Source organism: Crinalium epipsammum PCC 9333 (assembly GCF_000317495.1).
GTDB lineage: Bacteria > Cyanobacteriota > Cyanobacteriia > Cyanobacteriales > PCC-9333 > Crinalium > Crinalium epipsammum.
Genome location: NC_019753.1, coordinates 2779534 through 2802742, shown reverse-complemented (window position 1 = coordinate 2802742; position 23209 = coordinate 2779534). Strand labels below are relative to the sequence as shown.

General features: G+C 41.0%; 24 protein-coding genes, 1 tRNA gene and 1 pseudogene. 15 read left to right on the top strand and 11 right to left on the bottom strand.

Features of this window, described 5'->3' with window-relative positions:
- Window positions 1–11: 11 nt before the first annotated feature.
- Window positions 12–416 (top strand): hypothetical protein, encoded by a 405-nt coding sequence (locus CRI9333_RS12175; RefSeq protein WP_015203473.1) that lies wholly within the window; start codon window positions 12–14, stop codon window positions 414–416.
- 120 nt (window positions 417–536) lie between these two features.
- Here the strand turns inward: CRI9333_RS12175 and CRI9333_RS12170 are convergent.
- Both CRI9333_RS12170 and CRI9333_RS12165 read right to left on the bottom strand, forming a co-directional pair.
- Window positions 537–1080, bottom strand: a pseudogene (locus tag CRI9333_RS12170) (Uma2 family endonuclease).
- 236 nt (window positions 1081–1316) lie between these two features.
- Complete coding sequence (locus CRI9333_RS12165) at window positions 1317–2003, bottom strand: uracil-DNA glycosylase (protein ID WP_015203472.1); 687 nt, start codon at window positions 2001–2003, stop codon at window positions 1317–1319.
- 175 nt (window positions 2004–2178) lie between these two features.
- Here CRI9333_RS12165 and CRI9333_RS12160 point away from each other — a divergent pair, with 175 nt between their 5' ends.
- Together CRI9333_RS12160 and CRI9333_RS12155 are read left to right on the top strand one after the other, a co-directional pair.
- Window positions 2179–2862 (top strand): phosphoribosyltransferase, encoded by a 684-nt coding sequence (locus CRI9333_RS12160; RefSeq protein WP_015203471.1) that lies wholly within the window; start codon window positions 2179–2181, stop codon window positions 2860–2862.
- Window positions 2859–3155: a hypothetical protein gene (locus CRI9333_RS12155; protein ID WP_015203470.1), complete on the top strand. Its 297-nt coding sequence runs from the start codon at window positions 2859–2861 to the stop codon at window positions 3153–3155. Before CRI9333_RS12160 ends, CRI9333_RS12155 begins: the two co-directional genes overlap by 4 nt.
- Before the next feature lie 40 nt (window positions 3156–3195).
- Here CRI9333_RS12155 and CRI9333_RS12150 read toward each other — a convergent pair whose 3' ends face one another.
- Window positions 3196–3570 carry a VOC family protein gene (locus tag CRI9333_RS12150; RefSeq protein WP_015203469.1) on the bottom strand — a complete coding sequence of 125 codons (375 nt, stop codon included), beginning with the start codon at window positions 3568–3570 and terminating at the stop codon, window positions 3196–3198.
- An 84-nt stretch (window positions 3571–3654) separates the two neighbouring features.
- Here CRI9333_RS12150 and CRI9333_RS12145 point away from each other — a divergent pair, with 84 nt between their 5' ends.
- From CRI9333_RS12145 to purF, 3 genes are all read left to right on the top strand, one after another.
- Window positions 3655–4281: a Uma2 family endonuclease gene (locus tag CRI9333_RS12145; RefSeq protein ID WP_015203468.1), complete on the top strand. Its 627-nt coding sequence runs from the start codon at window positions 3655–3657 to the stop codon at window positions 4279–4281.
- Window positions 4282–4315: 34 nt separating this feature from the next.
- Window positions 4316–6676, top strand: a complete 2361-nt coding sequence (purL, locus tag CRI9333_RS12140) for a phosphoribosylformylglycinamidine synthase subunit PurL (protein WP_015203467.1) — start codon at window positions 4316–4318, stop codon at window positions 6674–6676.
- A gap of 250 nt (window positions 6677–6926) precedes the next feature.
- Entirely contained in the window at window positions 6927–8408 is a 1482-nt protein-coding gene (purF, locus tag CRI9333_RS12135) for an amidophosphoribosyltransferase (protein ID WP_015203466.1), read from the top strand.
- 221 nt (window positions 8409–8629) lie between these two features.
- Here the strand turns inward: purF and CRI9333_RS12130 are convergent, their stop codons facing one another.
- The 3 genes from CRI9333_RS12130 to CRI9333_RS12120 all read right to left on the bottom strand — a co-directional run bounded on the left by CRI9333_RS12130 (window position 8630) and on the right by CRI9333_RS12120 (window position 10494).
- A complete protein-coding gene (locus CRI9333_RS12130; RefSeq protein WP_015203465.1) occupies window positions 8630–9205 on the bottom strand; it encodes a Uma2 family endonuclease in 576 nt (191 codons plus the stop codon).
- A gap of 417 nt (window positions 9206–9622) precedes the next feature.
- The gene (locus CRI9333_RS12125; RefSeq protein WP_015203464.1) at window positions 9623–10234 is read right to left on the bottom strand and encodes a chorismate lyase; all 612 of its coding nucleotides are present in this window, start codon (window positions 10232–10234) and stop codon (window positions 9623–9625) included.
- Between the two features lie 177 nt (window positions 10235–10411).
- A tRNA-Leu gene (locus tag CRI9333_RS12120) sits at window positions 10412–10494 on the bottom strand.
- A 165-nt stretch (window positions 10495–10659) separates the two neighbouring features.
- Between CRI9333_RS12120 and accC the strand changes: the two genes are divergently transcribed.
- On the top strand, window positions 10660–12012 hold the full coding sequence (gene accC / locus CRI9333_RS12115; protein WP_015203463.1) for an acetyl-CoA carboxylase biotin carboxylase subunit: 1353 nt from the start codon (window positions 10660–10662) through the stop codon (window positions 12010–12012).
- A gap of 147 nt (window positions 12013–12159) precedes the next feature.
- Here accC and CRI9333_RS12110 read toward each other — a convergent pair whose 3' ends face one another.
- Complete coding sequence (locus tag CRI9333_RS12110) at window positions 12160–12441, bottom strand: YggT family protein (protein WP_015203462.1); 282 nt, start codon at window positions 12439–12441, stop codon at window positions 12160–12162.
- A gap of 180 nt (window positions 12442–12621) precedes the next feature.
- Here CRI9333_RS12110 and psbX point away from each other — a divergent pair, with 180 nt between their 5' ends.
- From psbX to CRI9333_RS12080, 6 genes are all read left to right on the top strand, one after another.
- Window positions 12622–12741, top strand: coding sequence for a photosystem II reaction center X protein (gene psbX / locus CRI9333_RS12105; protein WP_015203461.1), 120 nt, complete (start codon window positions 12622–12624; stop codon window positions 12739–12741).
- A 448-nt stretch (window positions 12742–13189) separates the two neighbouring features.
- On the top strand, window positions 13190–14029 hold the full coding sequence (locus tag CRI9333_RS12100) for a Ycf66 family protein (RefSeq protein ID WP_015203460.1): 840 nt from the start codon (window positions 13190–13192) through the stop codon (window positions 14027–14029).
- A gap of 229 nt (window positions 14030–14258) precedes the next feature.
- On the top strand, window positions 14259–14807 hold the full coding sequence (locus CRI9333_RS12095; protein WP_015203459.1) for a TolB family protein: 549 nt from the start codon (window positions 14259–14261) through the stop codon (window positions 14805–14807).
- Between the two features lie 11 nt (window positions 14808–14818).
- A complete protein-coding gene (locus CRI9333_RS12090) occupies window positions 14819–15406 on the top strand; it encodes a TolB family protein (RefSeq protein WP_015203458.1) in 588 nt (195 codons plus the stop codon).
- Window positions 15384–15944, top strand: a complete 561-nt coding sequence (locus CRI9333_RS12085; RefSeq protein WP_015203457.1) for a TolB family protein — start codon at window positions 15384–15386, stop codon at window positions 15942–15944. The genes CRI9333_RS12090 and CRI9333_RS12085 overlap by 23 nt, the downstream gene beginning before the upstream one ends.
- Window positions 15945–16049: 105 nt before the next feature.
- On the top strand, window positions 16050–17513 hold the full coding sequence (locus CRI9333_RS12080) for a trypsin-like peptidase domain-containing protein (RefSeq protein ID WP_015203456.1): 1464 nt from the start codon (window positions 16050–16052) through the stop codon (window positions 17511–17513).
- A 326-nt stretch (window positions 17514–17839) separates the two neighbouring features.
- Here CRI9333_RS12080 and CRI9333_RS12075 read toward each other — a convergent pair whose 3' ends face one another.
- Together CRI9333_RS12075 and CRI9333_RS12070 are read right to left on the bottom strand one after the other, a co-directional pair.
- Window positions 17840–18031: a chlorophyll a/b-binding protein gene (locus CRI9333_RS12075; protein ID WP_015203455.1), complete on the bottom strand. Its 192-nt coding sequence runs from the start codon at window positions 18029–18031 to the stop codon at window positions 17840–17842.
- Window positions 18032–18035: 4 nt separating this feature from the next.
- Window positions 18036–19055 (bottom strand): succinate dehydrogenase/fumarate reductase iron-sulfur subunit, encoded by a 1020-nt coding sequence (locus CRI9333_RS12070; protein WP_015203454.1) that lies wholly within the window; start codon window positions 19053–19055, stop codon window positions 18036–18038.
- Window positions 19056–19830: 775 nt separating this feature from the next.
- On the opposite strand from CRI9333_RS12070, the gene CRI9333_RS12065 reads away from it, so the two are divergent.
- Both CRI9333_RS12065 and CRI9333_RS12060 read left to right on the top strand, forming a co-directional pair.
- Window positions 19831–20250, top strand: a complete 420-nt coding sequence (locus CRI9333_RS12065; protein ID WP_015203453.1) for an AbrB family transcriptional regulator — start codon at window positions 19831–19833, stop codon at window positions 20248–20250.
- Window positions 20251–20333: 83 nt separating this feature from the next.
- Window positions 20334–21191 carry a CPBP family intramembrane glutamic endopeptidase gene (locus tag CRI9333_RS12060; RefSeq protein WP_015203452.1) on the top strand — a complete coding sequence of 286 codons (858 nt, stop codon included), beginning with the start codon at window positions 20334–20336 and terminating at the stop codon, window positions 21189–21191.
- A gap of 63 nt (window positions 21192–21254) precedes the next feature.
- Here CRI9333_RS12060 and CRI9333_RS12055 read toward each other — a convergent pair whose 3' ends face one another.
- Together CRI9333_RS12055 and CRI9333_RS12050 are read right to left on the bottom strand one after the other, a co-directional pair.
- Window positions 21255–21785: a hypothetical protein gene (locus CRI9333_RS12055; protein ID WP_015203451.1), complete on the bottom strand. Its 531-nt coding sequence runs from the start codon at window positions 21783–21785 to the stop codon at window positions 21255–21257.
- A gap of 148 nt (window positions 21786–21933) precedes the next feature.
- A complete protein-coding gene (locus CRI9333_RS12050) occupies window positions 21934–23205 on the bottom strand; it encodes a bifunctional cobalt-precorrin-7 (C(5))-methyltransferase/cobalt-precorrin-6B (C(15))-methyltransferase (RefSeq protein ID WP_015203450.1) in 1272 nt (423 codons plus the stop codon).
- Between the last annotated feature and the right edge of the window lie 4 nt (window positions 23206–23209).

The window sequence follows — 23209 nt, the reverse complement described above, 5'->3', positions numbered from 1 at the left end:
ATCATTATCCGATGTCTTCATCCGATTCTTTAAAAGTTATACTTGAACGCCTGCGCGACGTACGTAATATTTTGTTACGTCTCCACAAAGCACTGCTAGAATCTGAACGGGTTGCTTATGAACAGTTACACGGGCAGATTAAATCAAAGGGTGAATATTTCCAGTTAGTACTCAGCCATGATTGGTTTAATTGGTTGCGCCTTATATCCCAATTCATTGTTGAGATTGATGAATTGCTTAGTTCCAAAGAACCTGTAGAGTTAGACAATGCAAGTGGACTTTTAGAGCAAGCGCAAAATTTAATGCAACCATCAGAAGATGGAGATACCTTTGGAAAGCGATATTACGCTGCAATTCAACGTGATCCTGACATTGCTTTGATGCACGCGCAAGTGTCAAGGCTACTGGAAACTTAGATTTATTGTCAAGGGCGATGTCTACGACGGGCTTCGCCTACGCATTTTACAGGGGTGAGTGCGATCGCTTTTAATCGTGACCTAAAATTATCATCATTGCTGAAATTCTTTAAATTTACTTTACTCTAACAACCAGCCAAACAAATCTCCTACAGTTAGCCGCAACTCACTTGCAAAAGATGGTATAGGAAGTTCCTCCTCTAGTTGCTCAAATACTTGGGGTTGCTGATTAGGTAGATAAACAAATACAGTTTGCTCCTCTGGATCAATTAACCAACCCATTTGAGTACCATAATTTAGGCAATTTAGAATTTTTTTTGTTACTTTTGTTTGACTTTGATCTGGTGATAATATCTCAATTACCCAATCGGGGGCTATCTGAAAAACGTTAGCAACTGCACCATTATCATCACGGGGAATTCTGTCCCAAAGAAACACAGATATATCTGGTACTATTGACCAGTTCTGGAAAAGCACGGGCAACTCGATGAGGCTTTACTACTGTATTTATAGCAGTTACAAATTCACCTTGAATTGTACTATGTTTCCCTTGTGGCATTTGTTTTTGAAAAATTTGACCATCAATGTATTCGCTAGCAGGTTCCGTTTCTGGTAACTTGAGAAACTCTTCCAATGTTAAAGGTTTTGATGGTATTTGTACCATATAAATTGCCTCTACAACAGTTATAACAAGCTTAATTATTTAATTATTAATCAGTAGTGCAAGTCTCCCATTGCACCTTTAAGAGCCTATCCGAAAAATAGAGAATCAATCTTAAACATCTGCGTTTATCTGCGTTTATCTGCGGTTAAATACTCTTAAAAAAACCTTTTCGGATAGGCTCTAAATGTCTAATCCATACTAATTTACATAACTCCTCCCCCCTCTCTCCTCCCTCCTCACCCTTGAATTTCATCTAACTTGGCGCGTACAGTCTGCATATCCTGCCACATTAACCATTTAGGGCTACCAGCCTCACGGCTAGGATTACGCAAAAGATAAGATGGGTGGAAAATTGGCATACACAAACGCCCTTCCCACTCTATCCAAGAACCACGAATTTTTGAAATAGCTCGCTTATCCGCAGTTAAACCTTTGACAGCAGTAGCACCTGTAAACAAAATAATTTTCGGGTCTACCATCCGAATTTGTTCTAATAGATAAGGTTTACAAGCTTCGATTTCTGGAGTAGTAGGGGGACGGTTATTGGGTGGTCGGCATCTCACCATATTAGATATGTAAATATCTGTTTCTGTACTCAAATTCACAGAAGCTAAAATTTTCTCCAAAAGTTGTCCTGATTTACCGACAAATGGCAACCCTGTCTCATCCTCATTTTGTCCAGGCGCTTCCCCCACAATCATAATTGGTGCTTGAATATTGCCTCGCCCAATTACAGCATGAGTGCGATTATTTCCTAAATCACACCGATGGCAACGGTTACAGTGATCTGCTATCTGCTTGATTGTTTCGTAAGTACCAGGAGGAATAGGGACTTTTGCATCTGTAGGAATCAGATCAAAGGATGATGCAGATTGGCTCGTTGTTGAGGTATCAAATAAGCTGAGTTGGTTTTCGTTCGACATAAATCTGGGGAAAGCGTGTATGCTGCAACAAAATCATCCTAGCAACACTAGCTGTTAGCAATTAATTTAGGGGTCAAAAGTGACAAGAAATTAAATTTTTATCATTTATGCTTCATAATTCATACTTTTTTCGCCATGATAGATGCAACCAGGCAGCTTATTGCCGGAGGAACTTATGTCGTCTACACCGCTATTTAGCGATCGCATTAATGCAGGCACTCTACTAGCTGACTCTATAATTGAGGAGCTTGAAAAACTTAAAGCTACTGGTATTACTGCTCAACCGATAGTCTATGCACTACCTAGAGGTGGAATTCCCGTTGCAGTACCAATTGCGCGTCGGTTGAATTGCCCGTTAGATATTGTAGTTGCCAAAAAAATTACTAAGCCTGACAACCCAGAATTGGCAATGGGTGCTGTAACGGCAGATGGTCAAGTAATCTGGCTAGATATGAAACCATTCCGTAAACAGCAGCAAAATTTAAGGCTTGAAGCAATGTTTCAAGCTCAACAAAAAGCTCAGGAACAACAAGCGGAATTTGCTGCTAGTTGCCCACAGCTTAGTGCTGAAGGTGCGATCGCTCTCATAGTAGACGATGGGATAGCCACAGGGATGACAATGGCAGTAGCAGTGCAAGCATTAAGAACCCAAAAGCCAGCACAGATATGGATTTGTGCGCCTGTAGCACCAGCAGAACTGATGGAATGGTTAAATAAATGGTGCGATCGCGTAATTGTACTAGACACCCCTCATCAGTTTCAAAGCGTTAGCCGTTTTTATTACGAATTTCCCCAAGTTGAAACTAGCATTGCTTTAGCTTATTTACAAGAACACAACCAAATACATCAAGAAAAATGAGATTTTTGCAACGTTTTTGGCACGCCGTCGTTATTATTAGTCAATACAATCCCCCTCGGTTCATTGAGTTATTAATGTTATTGTTAGCAATACTATTGCTAGTAATTTGGGGACGTACAGATCAATGGCAATATTTAGCCCTCAGTTTAAGCTATGTCGTAGGCGCATCTACTTCAATTTTAATTAGAGAAGCATTATTTCCTTCACCTCAACCCCGTGTTACGCAAGTAACGGCTGTATTGTTGCTAATTGTTAGTTTCTATGGATTGACAGATTTACTACGTTATATATAGTAAAATTCCTAATCAATGAGTATATATTTATTTTTATAAGTTAATCTAATTTATTAGATTGATAAAAAATTATGCGATTACCATCAGGATCGTAAGCATAAATCTCTCTGCCGTGTGAGGCATTAATAATCTTACCAGGCGGCGGATATCCCAATGCTGTAATATGAGCGATCGCACTTTCTAAGACACTTACTTCAAAACACAAGCTTATCGGATTTCTCCCACTGTTATCAAACTCTTGCCGATTCGCCTCTTTGGGCTGAAAAATTCCTAAACGTAAATTATTTAATCGGAACTCCGCATAAATCTGAGGAATATAACTTTCCGGTTCTATACCAATTAAATTAGTATAAAATTGTACCAGTATGTCTAATTGGCTAGTTGCGAGGGTAACAAAAATAGAGTTTAAAAACATATTAACAATGACCCATGACAACAGTATTAAGGTAAATCACTATGACCACTACACACACAAAAAAGTATTCAAAGGTAATGCAATATGGTAGCAACATCGACTCCAACTGAACAGCGTATATTACTTCAAAATATTAGCTGGCAATTATTTGAAAATTTATTAATAGAACTTGGTGAACATAATTCCCACAGACTTGCTTATCACAAGGGAAATTTAGAAATTATGGTTCCACTGCCTGAACATGAGAACTGTAACAGGTTGATAGAGCGTTTAATTGTAACTCTACTAGAAGAATTACAACTTGAATATAACTTGTTTGGTTCAATGACAATCAAACGCTCAAGTATGAAGGCTGGTAAAGAACCCGATTCCTGTTACTACATTCAGAATGAAGCGTTAGTTAGAGGTAAAAAAACATTAGACTTTAATCAAGATCCACCTCCAGACTTGGCGCTAGAGATTGATATTAGTAGAAGTTCATTAAATCAACTAGAGCTTTATGCAGATTTGGGAGTAAAAGAACTTTGGATATATGATGGTCGGACAATACATTTTTATCAATTGGAAAATGGGGATTATATAGAATGCGATCGCTCTCCCACTTTTCCCATCTTACTTGCTAGTCGCGTAATTGAATTTCTGGAGCAGTGTCAAACCTTGGGAGTAATTACAGCTTTACGCCAGTTTCGTGAATGGCTAACAAGTCAGTAAAATAAAAGCTTGTCCTAATTTATGCAAGGCTTCCATGTCCGCCATCTCCTCTTCCCCTTTTTCGTTGGCAGAAATAACTTCTGAAGGCATCAAACCTGATGAATATGAAGAAATTGTCCAGCGATTAGGTCGTCACCCCAACAAAGCTGAACTAGGGATGTTTGGCGTAATGTGGTCTGAGCATTGCTGTTATAAAAATTCTCGCCCACTTTTAAAACAGTTTCCCACAGAAGGCGATCGCATTCTCGTTGGTCCTGGTGAAAACGCAGGTGTAGTAGACTTAGGCGACGGATTACAACTAGCCTTTAAAATTGAATCCCACAACCACCCCTCAGCCGTCGAACCATTTCAAGGAGCAGCCACCGGAGTGGGTGGTATATTAAGAGATATCTTTACAATGGGTGCGCGTCCCATTGCTATCTTAAATTCACTCCGTTTCGGTTCCTTAGAAGATGGTCGTACCAAGCGATTATTCTCTGGCGTAGTAGAAGGCATTTCACACTATGGTAATTGCGTTGGAGTACCCACAGTTGGCGGTGAAGTCTACTTCGACCCCGCCTACTCTGGCAACCCCTTAGTTAATGCAATGGCGCTAGGGTTAATGGAAACATCAGAAATTGTGAAATCTGGTGCATCTGGTATGGGCAACCCAGTATTATATGTTGGCTCTACCACCGGACGAGATGGCATGGGTGGCGCGAGTTTTGCCAGTGCAGAATTAACTGAGGAGTCAGAAAAAGACCGTCCCGCAGTACAAGTAGGCGACCCATTTTTAGAAAAATCTTTAATTGAAGCTTGCTTAGAAGCATTTAAAACTGGCGCAGTAGTAGCAGCACAAGATATGGGTGCGGCTGGAATTACCTGTTCTACCGCAGAAATGGCAGCTAAAGGTGGCGTAGGGATTGAATTTGATTTAGACAAAATTCCAGTACGCGAAACTGGAATGGTTCCTTATGAATATTTATTGTCTGAATCCCAAGAAAGAATGTTATTTGTTGCTCATAAAGGACGTGAGCAAGAATTAATTGATATTTTCCATCGTTGGGGTTTACAAGCGGTAGTAGCTGGAACAGTAATTTCAGAACCAATAGTCCGCATTTTATTTAAAGGTGAAGTTGCAGCAGAAATACCAGCTACAGCTTTGTCAGATAATACACCAATTTATCATCGGGAATTACTTGCTGAACCCCCAGAATATGCGCGTCAAGCTTGGGAATGGACACCGGAATCTTTACCTACTGCTACAGAAGAAGGAATTGAAATTCAAGGCAGCACTAAAACTTGGAATGATATTCTGTTACAGCTATTAGATACACCCACAATTGCTTCAAAACGTTGGGTTTATCGCCAATATGACCATCAGGTGCAGAATAATACCGTACTTGTCCCAGGCGGTGCTGATGCTGCTGTAATCAGAGTGCGTCCACTGGAAACCCCATTAACAGGTGTAAAAGAAGGTACTTTACATCAAACAGGTGTAGCTGCAACAGTAGATTGCAATTCCCGCTATGTATACCTGAATCCTTATGAAGGTGCAAAAGCCGTTGTCGCTGAAGCTGCACGTAATCTTAGCTGTGTAGGTGCGGAACCAATAGCCGTTACAGATAACTTAAATTTTGCTAGTCCCGAAAAACCTGTAGGTTATTGGCAATTAGCAGAAGCTTGTCGCGGAATTGCCGACGCTTGCAGAGAATTCCAAACTCCAGTAACAGGTGGAAATGTTTCCCTCTACAACGAAACCGTTGATGCTACAGGTACACCCCAACCAATTTATCCTACCCCTGTTATTGGGATGGTGGGATTAGTTGCTGATATTCACAAAATTTGTGGTCAAGCTTGGCAGTATGAAGGAGATTTAATTTATCTCTTAGGAGAAAAAGTAGATACAGCTACCAAGGTAACTTTGGGAGGTTCAGAATATCTGGCAGCAATACACGGAACTGTTGCAGGACAACCACCACAAGTGGATTTTGACTTAGAAATGCGTGTACAAGCAGTTTGCCGTGAAGGTATCCGTCAAAGTTGGATACGTTCAGCCCATGATAGCTCAGAAGGAGGAATTGCGATCGCACTTGCCGAATCCTGCATCAGTGGTAATCTAGGAGCAGAAATTCACCTAGACTTACCCTCAAATCCCTCACAACGCTGGGATAATATCTTATTTGGCGAAGGTGGAGCAAGAATCATCGTATCAGTTTCCCCAGAACAACAAACAGCGTGGGAAACTTACCTCGAAGAAAAACTGAGTAAAAACTGGCAAAAAATCGGTCAAGTCGCCAAAACCGCCGAAAACTTCCGAGTTATTACGGCTGACAACACCCCCCTACTCAACGTTAGCATTACAGATATGAGCGATCGCTGGTCTAACTGCATCGAACGCCGTTTAACTACTTAAGTAGTAGACAACCTAACAGATGTAACGGATAAATCATTTCTTAAAACCCTAATCCTAAACCACCCACCAATCACCCATCCGTTACATCCGTTACAAAATCCGTTGCCTAGTTGCTCCATCTTTTGCCAGATAGGTTAAGGTTGAGTAGTGTATTGTTTAAGAATTATTAACCTAAATAAATATATCTAAATCTTTCCTTAGATATAGCAATTTATCTGATCACCCGTCCTATTAGGAGCAAAACCGTAGCATGATTCCCAACCATTCCTTCTCCTCTGACGAGTATCCTGTTAACTGCCAGGATAGACCAGACAAGCCAGAGGAAGCCTGTGGTGTTTTCGGTATCTATGCACCAGGGGAAGACGTTACCAAACTTACTTACTTTGGGCTTTATGCACTCCAACACCGAGGTCAGGAATCTGCTGGCATTGCTACCTTTCAAGGCAAAGAGGTAAATCTATATAAAGGCATGGGGCTAGTCTCCCATGTTTTTAACGAATCTATATTGAGTCAGATGCCTGGGGATATGGCAGTTGGTCATACCCGTTACTCTACAACTGGTTCTAGTAAAGTAGTCAATGCCCAGCCTGCTGTTGTAGAAACTCGCCTAGGCAAACTTGCATTAGCACATAATGGCAATCTTGTCAATACAACAACATTAAGAGAAGAGTTACTGAAGCGCGACTGTAACTTATTAACCACAACAGATTCAGAAATGATCGCATTTGCGATCGCAGAACAAGTAAATGAAGGTCAAGATTGGTTAGAAGGCGCAATCCGTGCCTTTCACCAATGTCAAGGCGCATTTAGTTTAGTAATTGGTACACCTGCTGGTTTAATGGGCGCACGTGACCCAAATGGTATTCGTCCCCTAGTAATTGGTATTTTGGAAGGTAGCCCTCAGCGTTACGTTCTCGCTTCTGAAACCTGCGGTTTAGATATCATCGGTGCAGAATATTTACGTGATGTAGAACCAGGGGAATTAGTTTGGATTACCGACGACGGTTTAGCCTCCTTCCACTGGAGTAAAGAACCACAGCGCAAGCTTTGCATATTTGAAATGATTTACTTTGCGCGTCCTGATAGCGTTGTACATGACGAAACATTATATAGCTACAGAATGCGCTTAGGTCGTCAACTCGCAGCAGATTCTCCCATAGACGCGGATATTGTCATTGGTGTACCTGATTCTGGTATTCCAGCAGCTATAGGCTTTTCACAAGCATCTGGAATTACCTACGCAGAAGGTTTAATTAAAAACCGCTACGTTGGTCGCACCTTCATCCAACCAACTCAAGCAATGCGCGAGTCTGGAATTAAAATGAAGCTTAACCCCTTAAAAGATGTATTAGCGGGTAAGCGGGTCATCATTATTGATGATTCCATCGTTCGGGGAACCACTAGCCGTAAAATTGTCAAAGCTTTACGAGATGCAGGTGCAACTGAAGTACACATGAGAATTTCATCACCCCCAGTAACTCATCCCTGCTTCTACGGAATTGATACTGATACCCAAGACCAGTTAATTGCTGCTACTAAATCAGTAGAAGAAATAGGTCAACTTATTGGTGTAGATACACTAGCTTACCTCAGTATAGAAGGGATGTTGAAATCTACAGGTGAAGATACCAACAATTTCTGTTCTGCTTGTTTTAATGGTGATTATCCCATCGCAATTCCAGAAACAGTCAAGCGTTCTAAGTTGATATTAGAAAAAGCTGTTCCTGCTTAAATTTGAATTCTAGTTCCCAGGTTCAACCTGGGAACAAAAAATGGAGTTGCCTCCTAATATAGCAACGGACAAGGCGCTTAGGACAATGATCCAATATTGGTATTTCATCTGCGTAATCTGCGTTTATCTGCTCACATCTGCGATAAAAAAATTGTAATTGAAAAATATTTAATGGCTTAACTGACAAGGGCGGTTGCTATAATCTTAATTTTTAGAAAACCTTAATAACAAGCTAAACTCAAGCTAAATTTTGGCAATACATCTTCACCTGATAATTCTGTAGGAAGGTTTCGCACTTCCACATTTTGTCCTTGACGATAAATTTCCACTTGCTGTTGTTGCGGATTAATTAACCATCCCAATAGCACCCCTGCGTCTATATATTCTGGCATTTTCTGACGCAAAGTTTTTAAATCATCTGTTGCTGACCTTAACTCAATCACAAAATCCGGTGCAATTGCAGGAAATTTGCGTCTTTGTTCAGCAGTAAGTGCTTCCCAACGTTCCTTTTTAATCCAAGCAGCATCAGGAGAACGGTCAGCACCATTAGGTAACTTAAATATAGTAGAAGAACTAAAAGTATAACCAAGTTGAGTTTGACGATTCCAAATTCCCAAATCAGTAATTAAGTCTGCTTCTCGATTACCGCTTTCTCCCCCCACAGGTGGCATAATAATTAATTCTCCGGTAGCCGTCCGTTCAAATTTCAACTCGCGGTTATTTTGACATAATTCATAGAATTGTTCGTCTGTAAGGTGAACAGTATCTAAATTTAATGTCAAAGGACTAATAACCATACAGATAGTTGGGATAGCGATGGTGATATTACCATCCTAATAATTACAATTAAATAATTTAGTAGCGATCGCCATATTCAAATAGCCCGCATTACGGGAAAGAAGTTAAAAAGTGGGGTTTTCAGACATACAAAACTCTGCTGCGACAACGCTAAAATCACTCTTGTAGGGCGGGTTGCACGCTCATGGCTAGGGCGTGTTTTCAAACCCTTCGATCCCCCCCTGCCCCCCTTAAAAAGGGGGGGGGAAATCCGATCAAAGTCCCCCATTTTAAGGGGGATTTAGGGGGATCTCACCGACAGAAACGGAGCCAATACAGTTTTAAAACACACCTTATCCCGACACACCATTGATATATATAAACCCGCCCCTACCTCAAGGACAATTTACCCGTAAGTACTAACATAGAAAAAAATTCTAATCCAACTGCATCGACCCTAAATATTTGGTTAAATAAGGCGAAAACACCTCATAAATAAGTGTAAACGGCTGCTTGTGATGCCAAAACAAATAATGACGACCCCAAAACGGCCCTTTTTCTCCAAAAGCTTCCTCTAATTCTGGCGAATTTCCGTAATATACCCCTTGCACATCCCGATACAACTCCGTCCGCAGACTAGCTAAACTAGCCCAAATTGGTATAGAACGATTTTGCAGATACTCATCTACATGACTAGCTTCCCACCAAGAAGTCGCATAAGCTAACCTTTGCCCAGACTCCTTCCTTAACCATACCTGACGGCGAAGCCTTGGCCCTGGAACTGCTTCAATTAAATCAGGTGCGCCATCAGGACTCATCCCAATAGGCGACATATCAATCACATCTACTGCCGTAGGTTCACCCGTAAGTAGCTGTAGGTGACGAGTAGGAGAACCATCTCCCAGTAATAATATTTGCCATGCTGGTGCTAGTTGAGAGTGCGGTAAACCTTTCTGAACAACTTCTTCCCCACCCTGCCAGATAGAATCAAGAGCATACCAAGCTGTGGGCAGTGCAGAGCTTTTACTGGGTCTGAAGGTTAGAGTCAATGTTCTTAATAAAACTTTATATTTCTATTAAGAATTATAAACAATCCTGCTCACAAAACTATTCACTCTCAGGCTAGACTCTAACAAATTTTCTTCCGCCCTTGTAATTTTTAGGCAGGAGCTTAAAAATAGACATAAAAACAATAAAGTTTCTAGGCATTGCCTAGAAACTTTAAATGCGGATGGTGAGACTCGAACTCGCAAGGGCTAGGCCCACACGCACCTCAAGCGTGCGCGTATACCAATTCCGCCACATCCGCATATTAACTAGAAGTATATACTCAACAAGAGCAAATTTTTTCGCCTTGAATTTCGCCACTTCAGAGTTGCTTACCTATCTTAGCACAAGTACAGAGATTTGAAATATCTTTCCGCAACTCTCAGAAAAGTCTATCCTACAGAATACGGAATCAAAAAGCTGGGAAATGCGTTTTTCAAAAATTCTAATTGCCAACCGAGGGGAAATTGCCCTACGAATTCTCCGTGCCTGCGAAGAGATGGGCATTAGCACTGTTGCTGTTCACTCTACTATTGATCGACACGCCCTCCATGTGCAGTTAGCTGACGAAGCTGTGTGCATTGGCGAACCACCAAGTAGCAAAAGCTATCTGAATATTCCCAATATTATTTCCGCCGCGTTGACGCGCAATGCTACAGCGATTCATCCTGGGTATGGTTTTTTGGCGGAAAATGCCAAATTTGCGGAAATTTGCGCGGATCACGAAATTTCCTTTATTGGCCCAACACCCGAAGCTATGCGGGCAATGGGGGATAAATCGACTGCAAAGGAAACTATGCAACGGGCAGGTGTCCCGACTGTGCCTGGAAGTGACGGGCTTGTGGAAGATGAAAAAGACGCAGTTGCGATCGCAAATCAAATTGGCTATCCCCTAATTATTAAAGCGACTGCTGGGGGTGGTGGACGAGGTATGCGGCTGGTGAGAGAAGCAAGTGATTTTCTCAAGTTCTACCAAGCAGCCCAAGGGGAAGCGGAAGCTGCGTTCGGGAATGCTGGCGTTTATATAGAAAAATTTATCGAACGTCCCCGTCATATCGAATTTCAAATTTTAGCGGATAGCTACGGCAACGTGATTCATTTAGGTGAGCGAGACTGTTCTATCCAACGTCGTCACCAAAAACTTCTAGAAGAAGCCCCTAGCCCCGTACTTAGTGAAGAACTGCGATCGCAAATGGGTAATGCGGCTGTGATGGCAGCGAAATCAATTAACTATACTGGCGCGGGTACGGTTGAATTTTTGCTCGACCAAAGCGGCAACTTTTACTTTATGGAAATGAATACCCGCATTCAAGTTGAACACCCAGTTACAGAAATGGTTACTGGTTTAGACTTAATTACCGAACAAATCCGTATTGCTCAAGGAGAAAAACTGCAACTTACTCAAGAACAGGTAGTCCTTCGGGGTCATGCGATCGAATGCCGAATTAATGCAGAAGATCCCGACCACAACTTCCGTCCGAGTCCAGGGCGAATTAGTGGTTATCTACCGCCAGGAGGCCCAGGCGTAAGGATGGATTCTCATGTCTATACAGACTACGAAATCCCCCCATACTACGATTCTCTGATCGGAAAACTAATCGTTTGGGGCGCTGACAGAGATACAGCAATCAAAAGGATGAGAAGGGCATTAAGAGAGTGCGCGATCACTGGTGTACCCACTACTATTGGGTTTCATCAAAGAATTATGGAAACACCAGAATTTTTAAGGGGTGAAGTCTATACAAACTTCGTTGAGCAAATCATGCAGCCTAAAACATAGTTAATTATTTTATCGCTATCTGAAAAAAAGGTCTTTAGTTTGCTGCTTTGTCAAGGTTTAATGTAAAATTGGCTACCTGTAATAGTCCTAATTAGTGAGGAAATGGTGAGGTAGGCGAACCTTTTGTTCGCCCTGCGATAATTGCGGCTAGGAAAGTAAAGTCAGTAATCCCTGCTGCCCTATCAGCAACTCCCGCACCAAGCTAAAAATTCCTACCCAAATAATTGGGGTAATATCTACGCCACCTATAGGTGGTACGATTTTTCGCAAGGGGATCAAAAATGGTTCTGTTGGCCAAGCCACTATATTGAAGGGGAAACGATTGAGATCAAGCTGAGGATACCAGGTAAGCACAATCCTGAAAATAAAGAGAAAGGTCATCAAGCCTAGAAGTAGACCCAGGCTCAAACTTAGAACTGTAATGTTCATAAAACGTAATGTTGAGCTAATTTATCATCTTAGTTAGATGCTAGCGACCGAGAGCGGACGGATAAGCGATTCAGGCAAATCTAAAAATCGTATCCACAACTAGCTTCTCAGAAGTGTAGCAAATCGTTAAAATTGGAAGAAACACTTCAGTTCTAAACACTCACAGAGGAACAAAATTTTATGACACCTTCATTAGCGAATTTTTTGTACAGTCTGCTTTGGGGTGGTGTAATCGTTGTAGTCCCAGCAACAGTAGCATTGATTTTTATTAGCCAAAAAGATAAAATTCAGCGTTCCTAAACTTTTGGAGCTTCCACAAAACCTCAACTAGGGGAATAGTTAGCACTATAATTTAGGTGCTAGCTCTAACTAAACTGAGGTTTTGACTGTTGATCGGGTTGTAACTGCTACCTATATTGGTTAGTAAATCTACTGCGGTCAGCAGTCAGCACCCAGCTTTGGTGTTTGCAATGCCGTAACTAAAGCTAAGGAATTAAAATAATTACTACTTTAATTTCTCGCGCTCTGTGCGTATTGAAAAAATCCTGTTATTTCCATACAGCGCAAAGCTCTTCTTACTGGGTATAAATTCGGTAGATTATATTCTTAGTTGATAGCTGATACAAGGGCAAGCTGGTAGCTTTTGATCAGTCTCGCCCTCCCATGAGGTCTGAACTCAAGATGCCTAGCCAGCGTTCCAATGGTTGTTATCTACTCGTTAACATAGATCTGACTTGGGAGAGCAGAAATGGTAAATTTTGGGCTTAACTCAGCCAGTCTTTTAGGAATTTTTTTGGCAGTAGCAGGTGCAGGATTATATCTCCTGCGCTCGGCACGTCCAGAGTTATCAAGAGACCATGACATTTTCTTTGCAGCAATTGGTTTGTTGTGTGGGTTCATTCTGCTATTCCAAGGATGGCGGCTTGACCCAATTTTGCAATTTGGTCAGTTTCTTCTGACTGGTTCGACGATCTTTTTTGCGGTAGAAAGTATTCGGATGCGGGGTGTAGCTACGGAGCAAGCCAAGCGCAATACACCGATTGTGGACGACGATCGCCCTGTAAGTCGGGTTTATGAATATCAAGCCGAGTTAGAGGAGCTAGAATCTTACGATCAGCGACCACCTAACCGCAGGTTGACTGGAAGAAGTGAACCCCGTCGTAGTCGTAGTGATGATTATGAAGGAGAAACTCGTAGCCGTCCGCAGAGAAGAACAAGTAATGATCAACTAGGTACTGGAGAACGCCCACGCAAGCGTCGTCCGAAACCGGAATCACGTCCCCCTGAACGACAAGAAGATTTCTGGGGCGATCGCTCTGAAGATGATTGGAATTACCCTCAACGTTCTGAAGAACGTTCTGAAGATGATTGGGCAAATGATTCAGGTGATGTAGTCAAAAAACCACGCCGCCCAAGCGGTAGCCGTCCTCCTAACTCTGAAGAATCAACTTCAGATATTGGCTCTAGACCTAGAAAAACTCGCCGTCGTCCTCCTCAAGATCCTGGCTATGATCAGCCAAGAGATGTGGAAGTAACTCCAACAGATTATGTGGATTTTCAACCAATAGATCGCCCAGAGGACGAGTAATCAATTAACAATTATCAATTAACAATTTTTAGATGCAAGCCTGCGTCTTGAGTTATGGAAAATCTAAATGTCTTTGTTGATTTATAGCCCCCAACTTTAGTTTTGGGTAATTAACACTGTGGTTATAAGTAGCTGGTGCTATTGAAACCAGGGGGACAAGCAGGATGATTAATAATTACTCAGTTTTAACCACACCCATTGATAATTGTTAATTGATAGAAGTGTTAAAGTGGGCAAATTCACTTTCAAATTGGCAATCCGCCAGTTAATCAATTTAAGTTTGGGGTTGAGTCTGGTAAGTTTATTTTCAGCTTGTAGTCAAGTAAGAAATACAACTGCGCCAGAAATTCTCAATAGTCGCTATACAGATGAGCAACCAGTTTTAAGCGGTAATGGTCGCTATGTTGCTTTTGTATCTAACAGAGATGGTAGGCGCAAACTGCTGATGTATGACTTGCAGCAACGGCAGTTTGTAGATTTACCAGGATTAAATAAAGCGGAGGCGATCGCAGAAACTCCTAGTCTTAGTCGTAATGGTAGATATCTTGTTTACATCTCTAGTGAGCAAGGACGACCAGAATTAGAACTTTACGATCGCAGCACCAGATCTGCACAAGTTCTTAGCAACGGTTATCGTGGTTGGGTGCGTAATCCTAGTATTAGTCCTGATGGTCGCTATATTTCGTTTGAAAGTAGTAGTCGCGGTCAATGGGATATTGAAGTGCTAGACAGGGGAACTAATATTGAGCTAGATATTTCTGATGGTAGCCGACGCTAAAATTTTGAAGTATGAATCATGAAAAGGCATTAAATATAGTTAATAAAAGTAATTTTTTTGTTTTTAGACTTGACAATTCACGCTTCATACTTTTTTTATCTGTTATCATTGCTGGTTTGTTGAGCAGTTGTACGGCTTCAAGTCGCTTGTTAAATTTTCCTTTTGATCCAGGGGGACGGAGTTTAAATAGTCCTGGGGCTGAGTTAAAACCTCAAATTGCCGATCGCTATATTGTGTTTATTTCGGATCGTCGTGGTAGGCAGGATGTATATTTATTTGATGCTCTAGAACAGAGGTTAGTGGATCTTCCAGGGCTAAATTCCCTCGATGCGATCGCAGATGATCCCTCTGTTTCTGAAGACGGTCGTTATATTGTTTTTACTGCTAACCGTCAGGGAAAATCTGGAATTTATTTATATGACCGAGAGTTACGTCAATTACGAAATCTTACAGAAAATATAGCAGCAGAAGTTCGCAATCCCACAATTAGTGCAGATGGTAGTGCGATCGCTTTTGAATCTAGTGCTAACGGTCAGTGGGATATTGTAATTTATGATCGTGCTGGTCAAGCTATAAATGTGCCTACTTATATACCTTAAAAAACAGGTGCGGTCAAATGTAGAGACGTTCCATAGAACGTCTCTACATTTATATATAATTGTGCTTTCTCTGAGTCTCACTGCCTGTATTAATACGCAACTGTTTAATCCGCCACAAATCCTTACCGGAGGCATTAATAGCCGAATGCCGGATGAGTATCCAGCCTATAGCAGTGATGGCAGATATTTAGCCTTTGCTTCTGACCGCAATAACAATCGAGACATTTTTTTATACGACTTACAGGAAAAGCGTCTGGTAGATTTACCTAATCTTAATCGGCGTGATTCTAGCCAGGATCAACCTGCTTTAAGTGCGGATGGTCGGTTTATTGCTTATGTTTCTACAGAGCGTGGCAAAACAGATATTTTAGTTTATGACCGACAAACTCAAAGTCCGCAATTGCTTACTGCTAACGGTCGTAGTTCAGTGCGTCATCCGACAATTACAGGCGATGGACGTTATGTAGCTTTTGAAACTAGCGAGTTAGGTCAATGGCACATTGCTGTTGTAGATCGAGGCAATGTCGCTGGAGAATGAGGAACACTAAAATAATAGATTAGTCAAGTATTTAGAGAACCAGGCAGTTAGCTTCGATGCTCACAATATGCTAAAACAAAACCACGGGCTTTGTGAAAATATCGCATGAGTAGCAAATATCTACGTTTTGGAACTTCGGGAATATTAGCTGCGATCGCTGCTATTGGTGTTAATGGTATTAATGCGATCGCACCAGTTGACCTGCTAGACTCATCCCACTTTAGCAATCCACAGTCAAACAACGCCTTTGCCCAAGACGCTGATGAGCAAGTTAATATCCGCGTTTATAAACGTGCCAGTCCTGCGGTAGTATCTGTCAGTGCTGGTAACGCTACGGGTAGCGGCAGCATTATTAGCTCAGATGGTTTGGTATTAACTAATGCCCATGTTGTGCAAAACGCTCGTAGCACTCTCACCGTAATTTTGGCAGATGGTCGGCGTTTGCCAGCAGATATTGTTGCTTTTGGTAACAACGGACTAGACTTAGCGGTTCTTAAAATTCGTGGGCAGAAAAATTTACCTACTATTAGCTTTGCTCGTTCAAATTCTGTACAAGTAGGTCAACGAGCATTTGCTATAGGTAATCCCTTTGGTCAATTTCAGGGAACTTTTACCACTGGTATTGTCAGCCGGATAGATCAACAGCGCGGTTTGATTCAAACAGATGCCGCAATTAATCCTGGCAATTCTGGAGGGCCACTGCTCAATGGTCAGGGAGAATTAATTGGTGTCAATACGGCAATTTTTACCAATGGTAATACAGGCGGTAACATTGGTCTAGGCTTTGCGATCTCAACTGACCGCATTCAACCTTTCTTGACCGCAGTACGTCAAGGAACTGCGGCTCGCACTGCTCAAAGGGCGCAACCAACTACTGGTAGTCAAACAGCTAAGGCACTGCCTTTAAATGGCGCTACGATTAGAGGATTTTTGGGTAAAGGCAATAATATTTTACCAGTCGATAATAGCTTTTTTGAAATCTACAGCTTTCAAGGTCAAGCTGGTCAACGGGTACAAATTGATATGGTGAGTCAAGAGATTGACCCATTTTTAATTCTTATTGCGCCTAACCGTAGTCAATTAGCTCAGGATGATAATGGTGGGGGTAGTAAAAATGCCAGAATTGTTGGAAAGCTACCAATAGCGGGGACTTACTTCGTAATTGCTAACTCTTATAAAGGAGGGCAAGCTGGTAATTACCAAATCCGAGGAATAGCAAATGCGGGTACTGCTACTAATCAAGTGCAGCCGCAAGGCTCAATTTTGCGACAAACAGGCATTTTAGGATCTGATGCGCCCAGGCTACCGGATGGCAGCCCCTACAGAGCATATTCCTTCCAAGGTCGCGCTGGTCAAGCTGTGACTATTACATTGGAAAGCACTGATTTTGATCCATATCTAATTTTGGTTGCGCCGAATGGTCAAAAGATTGCTGAAAATAATAACACCAGCCAAAACAATCCTACTGCTGTAATCAGGGGTAGGTTAAACCGTGATGGTGTATATCGCGTGATTGTTAATGCTGCTAATTCTGGGGGGCAAGGCAGATATTCGCTGACAATTCGTTAATTGAGCAATATTATAGTAGTCGCCAAGGTGCTTAGGACAATAAGTTTAAGCGCCTTGTTAAACTTATCTACCATTAAAATAAACGAACTCGCTCGGATCAAATCTTGATTGACATCTGCGTAATCTGCGTTTATCCGCTCTCATCTGCGATAAAAAAACCAAATTGTGATTGAGAACAAGAGGTGTAATGCCTTAACTGCTCTGGCAGTTGCTATATCTAAGACTGGAACGCGGATTCATTGCGTGACCTCTCCCCAACCCCTGCCCTACGAGGGGAGAAGTTTTAAGATTCCCCCTGCAAAAACTCACATCAGTTGTAATTATTCCTAACGCAAACCTAGCCAAGTAAAAAAGTCTTGACGGGTAAAAAATTCTAGTATTAATAAACCCACAAAACCTACCATTGCAAAACGACCGTTTATTTGCTCTGCATAAGCAGTCCAACCAAAAGCGGGTTCCGGTTGATTGAAATTCTCTGTGGGTGCTGGTTGATTGGGTGGATTAGATTCTGTATTCATGGTTTTAATCTTCTGATTTAATTGATTGGGAGGAAGAGGATTGACTATCCAAGGCTTGAACAGCGTTAATGAGCGATCGCACTTCTAGCGCGCCCTCTGAAGGCTCAAAAACTAATGGAAATTTACCCCGCACTAGCATTCTTAATCCGAGAGGTGCAAGACTAAGCAAGCCTTTTAGATCCCGAAAATAGTTTCCCACAACTTGGAGACCAAATTTGCGTTCGTCAATCCAACCTCCTTCTTTAACTAAATCAATTAAAACTTTACGGTGACGAATAGAACGACTAGCTTGGTTATCTTTGCGGTCAAGAATTTCCTGTTTAATCTTGCTAATTTGATCCAATGGTGCTACATCCATTGGGCAAACAGTATTACAGTAAAAACAGCGCGTACAACCCCAAACTCCTTGAGTACCTTGATGATATTTTTCTAAACGTTCTTCTACTTGATCGTCACGATCATCTGCTACCATACGATAGGCTTTTGCTAGGGCATGAGGGCCGACAAAATCGGGGTTGACCTCACGAGCATTGCATTCAGAATAGCAGGCTCCACAGAGGATACAGTTACCAGTTTGATCGAGGCGCGATCGCTCTTCTGGTGTTTGTAAAAATTCCCGTTCTGGAACCTGTCTAGCATTAGTACTTACATAAGGATCAACTGCTTCCAAATGATCCCAAAAACTACGCATATCTACCACTAAATCTTTAATTACGGGCATATTACCCATCGGGGCTATGGTAATTTCTGGGATACCTAAATCCGATATTTGTTGAAATCGAGCTAGTTCACTACCGACATTTTCTTTACAAGCTAATGCTGAACGACCATTAATCCGCATGGCGCAACTACCACAAATGGTATTGCGACAATTTTTGCGAAAAGCTAAACTACCATCCTGTTCCCACTTAATTTGATTCAGACAATCCAAAATAGTGTTGGCAGGATCTACGTCCAGAGTATAAGTCTGAATTTTGGCAGGGGAATTTTCCGGTTGGCGAGTTATTTTAAAAAGTACTTGCATCTTAACAAACGTTTATTTTATACTTTACAATTCTTACAGTTAAGATAATTCTTTGTTGAGCAACCTAAATAATCCTCTCTACAGTTATTTACGCCCAAACCTAAAATCTAGGCTTAAAAAGCAGACTTTATGGGTTTTTAAAATAGCTACGAGTTATCTCTGGCAAGGCTTTTCAGCTTTAAGTGTCAAGTCTAATGCCTGCTTGCTTAACTGGGATAATACCTGCTAAATTAATTTTTTCAGGTGCTACCGACTCAATAATCCTTCCAGAAGGAGCAAGTTGAAAGTTAGCCAACTATCAGAATTACCTAATTATTATTTTTACACATCTGCCTAGCGGTTTGCTCTCCGCCTGCTGAAAGGCGATAATTGTTACTTCTTTACTATATAATCCCTCAATCCTAGCTTTTGAAGAGAGAATTTTATTATTTTTAAGCTGCATATCCAAGTTTTCTCGAAATTTTGGCAATGAGATCTCCGTAAATCCTTATAAGGTAGTACTGGTTAAGCGTAACTATAGACAAGTACTAGCTTGTTTATTAAACCCAGGTTGACTGAATAGGCAGGTTCATTATTAGATACCCTGATTTACTAAAAACAAAAGCTGGGAGCAGGAATAGGAAAAATTAACCTTGCTAAAAATTTTCACGTCAAAATTAAATTTACAAATTTGTTGCTATTTTGCTGGTGTTTGACGATATATTTTTTATATAGCCATTAATTGGCTAAAAACTAGGTAAAGCAACCTAAAAGTTTAAGGATATTTGGTAAGGTAATGACGGAAACTGCAACAAGTCCCTTAACGGGAAGACAACTGCTTCAAAAAGTAAAAGAACTCTCACACCTGCCACGACGAGAAACAGCAAAACAGTGTGGTTACTACACCAACACTAAGAATAAGCAGACGCGCGTAAATCTAACAGATTTTTATGACGCGGTGTTAGAAGCTAAGGGTATTCCTCTTGATCCAGAAGGCTCAAAAGATGGTCGTGGTCGCGAACCTACTTATCGCGTGAGCGTTCATAAAAATGGTCAAATTGTTATCGGTGCAACTTACACTGAAGCAATGGGCTTAAAATCAGGTGATGAGTTTGAAATTAAGTTGGGTTATAAGCATATTCACCTGATTCAACTTGATGGCGATAAAAGCAAAGCAGTAGACGATGATGCTGATGATGATGATGATGAGGATTAATTTCTAGTTAAGGATGGATTATACAAGATCTATTCTTTGATCTAGTTTAAAATTAGGCTTCTCTGAAATTATTAGCAGTTACAATGGTGATCTTTAATCAGGCAACCGCCAAATGGCTGTCTTCATTGACAGCTTATCCAGCTATTTTGAAAATTTTGGTGTTTTTCATCAGTTGGGCATTGCTGTGGTTGCCGATATTGATACCTTTGGGATTACTACTGCGATCGCGTTCTGCTAAATTATTTACGGCAGATCAAAAACTGCCTTTACTTGCTTCTCTCTACCTAATTGCGCCCCTTATTGTTTGGGGGGCATCTTGGGTAGAGGGAGTATCTTTTTTAGATTATGGTCTACAAATACAAGATTTATCTTTCTTACTAATATCAGTAGGACTAGGCTTAGGCTTAGGAGTTATTGGTTTAGTAGTTGTATTTGCTGTGCAATGGAAACTGGGTTGGGTTAATTGGCATTGGGAAAATCGGGAGCAATTATTCCAGGTATTACTGCCAATATTATTGTTAGGGTTATGGATTAGTACCACAGAAGAGTTAATATTTCGTGGTTTTTTACAGAATGAGCTAAACCAAGATTATCCAGTTTGGGTAGCAGGTGCGATCGCTAGTTTAATATTTGCTGTTACACACCTGCTTTGGGAACGCCAAGAAACTTTGCCACAATTACCTGGTTTATGGTTGATGGGTATGGTACTCACTCTGGCACGTTGGGCAGATGGTGGTAGTTTATGGTTAGCTTGTGGACTCCATGCAGGCTGGATTTGGGGTTTAACTTGTCTGGATACGGCTAAGATGATTAGCTACACAGGCAAGGCTTCCCAATGGCTTACTGGGGTATCAGAAAAACCTTTAGCTGGTGCTAGTGGTTTACTTTGCTTACTAGCAACCGCAATAATGTTATTGATCCTCAAACCTTACTTTGTTTAAGAATAATGTAGAGACGCGTTCGCGTAGCGTGCGCGTCTTTACTAACCAAATACAGAGATTAGCTTATACATCACATTGATGAGTTTGGCAATATTTGGCATTATTGATTTCTTCTTGCAAGGTTTTTAAAGAAGTTATCTGCCATGCCGAACCCCCCTGAACTTCCGCAGTAATGTAGCCAAATTTTGTCCCTCGAAGAAACTGGTCTCGACCAACTTTAATCACATTCTTAGAGGTGCGGAAGTCATTGGAAATGGTGGAATTATAAATATCTTGAATTAATTTTACAGCCTTGGCATTTTTTTGAGTAAATTTTATACTGGAGTCATTGCTCACAGTTATTCCCTCTTTAACTACTGTTCCATTCTGAGAAGGGACATCAGCATAAAAATACAAATTTTTCTTAGTACCATCATAACCATGCGCTTCGCTGTTATATTTGATCCTTGGAAGTTGAGGTTTAGTCTTTACCCACTTAATGACAGTGTTAATATTTTGTCCTGGTAGTGCATATACAGGAATAACAGCAAAAATCATAGCTATCACTGATATAGCACTAACTGAAACTAAGTTAAGTTTTTTTATTGGAGTCATATATTTCACAGAAAAGATAAAGGCTAATATCTCCAGTTTAACTGAGGAGTATGATAGTTGATCGCTAGTATGTAATATGTAATTTATTTAAACAATTTTAATTCACTACTTACTCTGGACTGCGCCCCGCTACATGAAAATTCCTCAGTTATAGACCACTAATTATGTCGCGTGTAGCAGTGATAAGTGTTACAGGATTTAGGGGGGAAAAACGGGTTAAAGATGCGATGGGAACTGAACGGGATAATTGTACTTGTAATAAATTAGTTTCCCAAGTGCGATCGCGCAACCATTCCATTGCTGTATGCTGATGTTCTACAGTAGCTAAAGCTAATACCAAAACACCACTATTCTTTAGTGCAGTTTCACAGGTATCTAAAATTTCTGTTAAATTTCCACCACTACCACCAATAAAAATACGGTCTGGTGCTGGTAGATTAGCTAAAATATCCGGTGCTGTGCCATAAACCGATGTAACATTTTCTACTTGTAGACGTTGACAGTTTTGCTCGATTAATGTGCTACCAGCAGATGTTTTTTCAATCGCATAAATGCGAGAATTAGGACATAAACGAGCAATTTCTATAGATACAGAACCAGTACCAGCGCCAATATCCCAAATAATTTGTTCAGGTTGGAGTGCGAGTTCTCCTAAAATCAGAATACGCACTTCACGCTTAGTCATTAAACCAGGGCGATCGCTAAAACTAATAAAGGTAGAATCAGGTAAACCTAGTATCGGTAAATTGTCTAAATTTATTGGTTGAGTGACTGCTGGATCTTTGAGCAAAACTACTACATTTAAAGCTGCGAATGTTTGCGATTTTATTTCTGTTATAGGTAAACAGCGAATTTGTTCTTGTTCCCCTCCCAAGTTTTCACAAACCCAGAATTTGTAGGAACTTGCTAAGTCTAAAGATTCTAACAAATGAGCGATCGCACTAGGAGAATTAGTAGCATCTGTCAATACAGCAATTTTATCGCTACCTTGCTGCAATGTTTTGGTTAATTCATCTAAGGAACGCCCATGAATACTAATTACGCGGGCATCTTGCCAAGATACTTTAATTTTGTTAAAAGCAAGTTGAACTGAACTAAGCTGGGGATGAAAAATAAGTTTTTCAGCAGGCAATTTTGTTAACAGCAACCGCCCCAAACCAAAAAAAAGCGGATCGCCACTTACTAAAATAACGATAATTTTAGGGTCAATTTCTAGCCGTAGGCTAATTTCTGCAATTGCTTGATTAAAATCACCCAAAATCAAACGTTGGGCTGGGTGAGTAGGAAAATAACTTAAGTGGCGATCGCTTCCTACTAATAAACTAGCTTGGTGAACAATCTGTCTAACAGTATCACTAAGCCCAGCTTCCCCATCTAAACCAATACCAACGATATGTATAAATGCTGGTTCTACCGTCATTAAT

Bases quoted from the DNA above. Each gene is read 5' to 3' on its own strand.
- CRI9333_RS12175 (WP_015203473.1), top strand. From the start codon at position 12: ATGTCTTCATCCGATTCTTTAAAAGTTATACTTGAACGCCTGCGCGAC.
- CRI9333_RS12165 (WP_015203472.1), bottom strand. From the start codon at position 2,003: ATGTCGAACGAAAACCAACTCAGCTTATTTGATACCTCAACAACGAGC.
- CRI9333_RS12160 (WP_015203471.1), top strand. From the start codon at position 2,179: ATGTCGTCTACACCGCTATTTAGCGATCGCATTAATGCAGGCACTCTA.
- CRI9333_RS12155 (WP_015203470.1), top strand. From the start codon at position 2,859: ATGAGATTTTTGCAACGTTTTTGGCACGCCGTCGTTATTATTAGTCAA.
- CRI9333_RS12150 (WP_015203469.1), bottom strand. From the start codon at position 3,570: ATGTTTTTAAACTCTATTTTTGTTACCCTCGCAACTAGCCAATTAGAC.
- CRI9333_RS12145 (WP_015203468.1), top strand. From the start codon at position 3,655: ATGGTAGCAACATCGACTCCAACTGAACAGCGTATATTACTTCAAAAT.
- purL (WP_015203467.1), top strand. From the start codon at position 4,316: ATGTCCGCCATCTCCTCTTCCCCTTTTTCGTTGGCAGAAATAACTTCT.
- purF (WP_015203466.1), top strand. From the start codon at position 6,927: ATGATTCCCAACCATTCCTTCTCCTCTGACGAGTATCCTGTTAACTGC.
- CRI9333_RS12130 (WP_015203465.1), bottom strand. From the start codon at position 9,205: ATGGTTATTAGTCCTTTGACATTAAATTTAGATACTGTTCACCTTACA.
- accC (WP_015203463.1), top strand. From the start codon at position 10,660: ATGCGTTTTTCAAAAATTCTAATTGCCAACCGAGGGGAAATTGCCCTA.
- CRI9333_RS12110 (WP_015203462.1), bottom strand. From the start codon at position 12,441: ATGAACATTACAGTTCTAAGTTTGAGCCTGGGTCTACTTCTAGGCTTG.
- psbX (WP_015203461.1), top strand. From the start codon at position 12,622: ATGACACCTTCATTAGCGAATTTTTTGTACAGTCTGCTTTGGGGTGGT.
- CRI9333_RS12100 (WP_015203460.1), top strand. From the start codon at position 13,190: ATGGTAAATTTTGGGCTTAACTCAGCCAGTCTTTTAGGAATTTTTTTG.
- CRI9333_RS12090 (WP_015203458.1), top strand. From the start codon at position 14,819: ATGAATCATGAAAAGGCATTAAATATAGTTAATAAAAGTAATTTTTTT.
- CRI9333_RS12085 (WP_015203457.1), top strand. From the start codon at position 15,384: ATGTGCCTACTTATATACCTTAAAAAACAGGTGCGGTCAAATGTAGAG.
- CRI9333_RS12080 (WP_015203456.1), top strand. From the start codon at position 16,050: ATGAGTAGCAAATATCTACGTTTTGGAACTTCGGGAATATTAGCTGCG.
- CRI9333_RS12075 (WP_015203455.1), bottom strand. From the start codon at position 18,031: ATGAATACAGAATCTAATCCACCCAATCAACCAGCACCCACAGAGAAT.
- CRI9333_RS12070 (WP_015203454.1), bottom strand. From the start codon at position 19,055: ATGCAAGTACTTTTTAAAATAACTCGCCAACCGGAAAATTCCCCTGCC.
- CRI9333_RS12065 (WP_015203453.1), top strand. From the start codon at position 19,831: ATGACGGAAACTGCAACAAGTCCCTTAACGGGAAGACAACTGCTTCAA.
- CRI9333_RS12060 (WP_015203452.1), top strand. From the start codon at position 20,334: ATGGTGATCTTTAATCAGGCAACCGCCAAATGGCTGTCTTCATTGACA.
- CRI9333_RS12055 (WP_015203451.1), bottom strand. From the start codon at position 21,785: ATGACTCCAATAAAAAAACTTAACTTAGTTTCAGTTAGTGCTATATCA.
- CRI9333_RS12050 (WP_015203450.1), bottom strand. From the start codon at position 23,205: ATGACGGTAGAACCAGCATTTATACATATCGTTGGTATTGGTTTAGAT.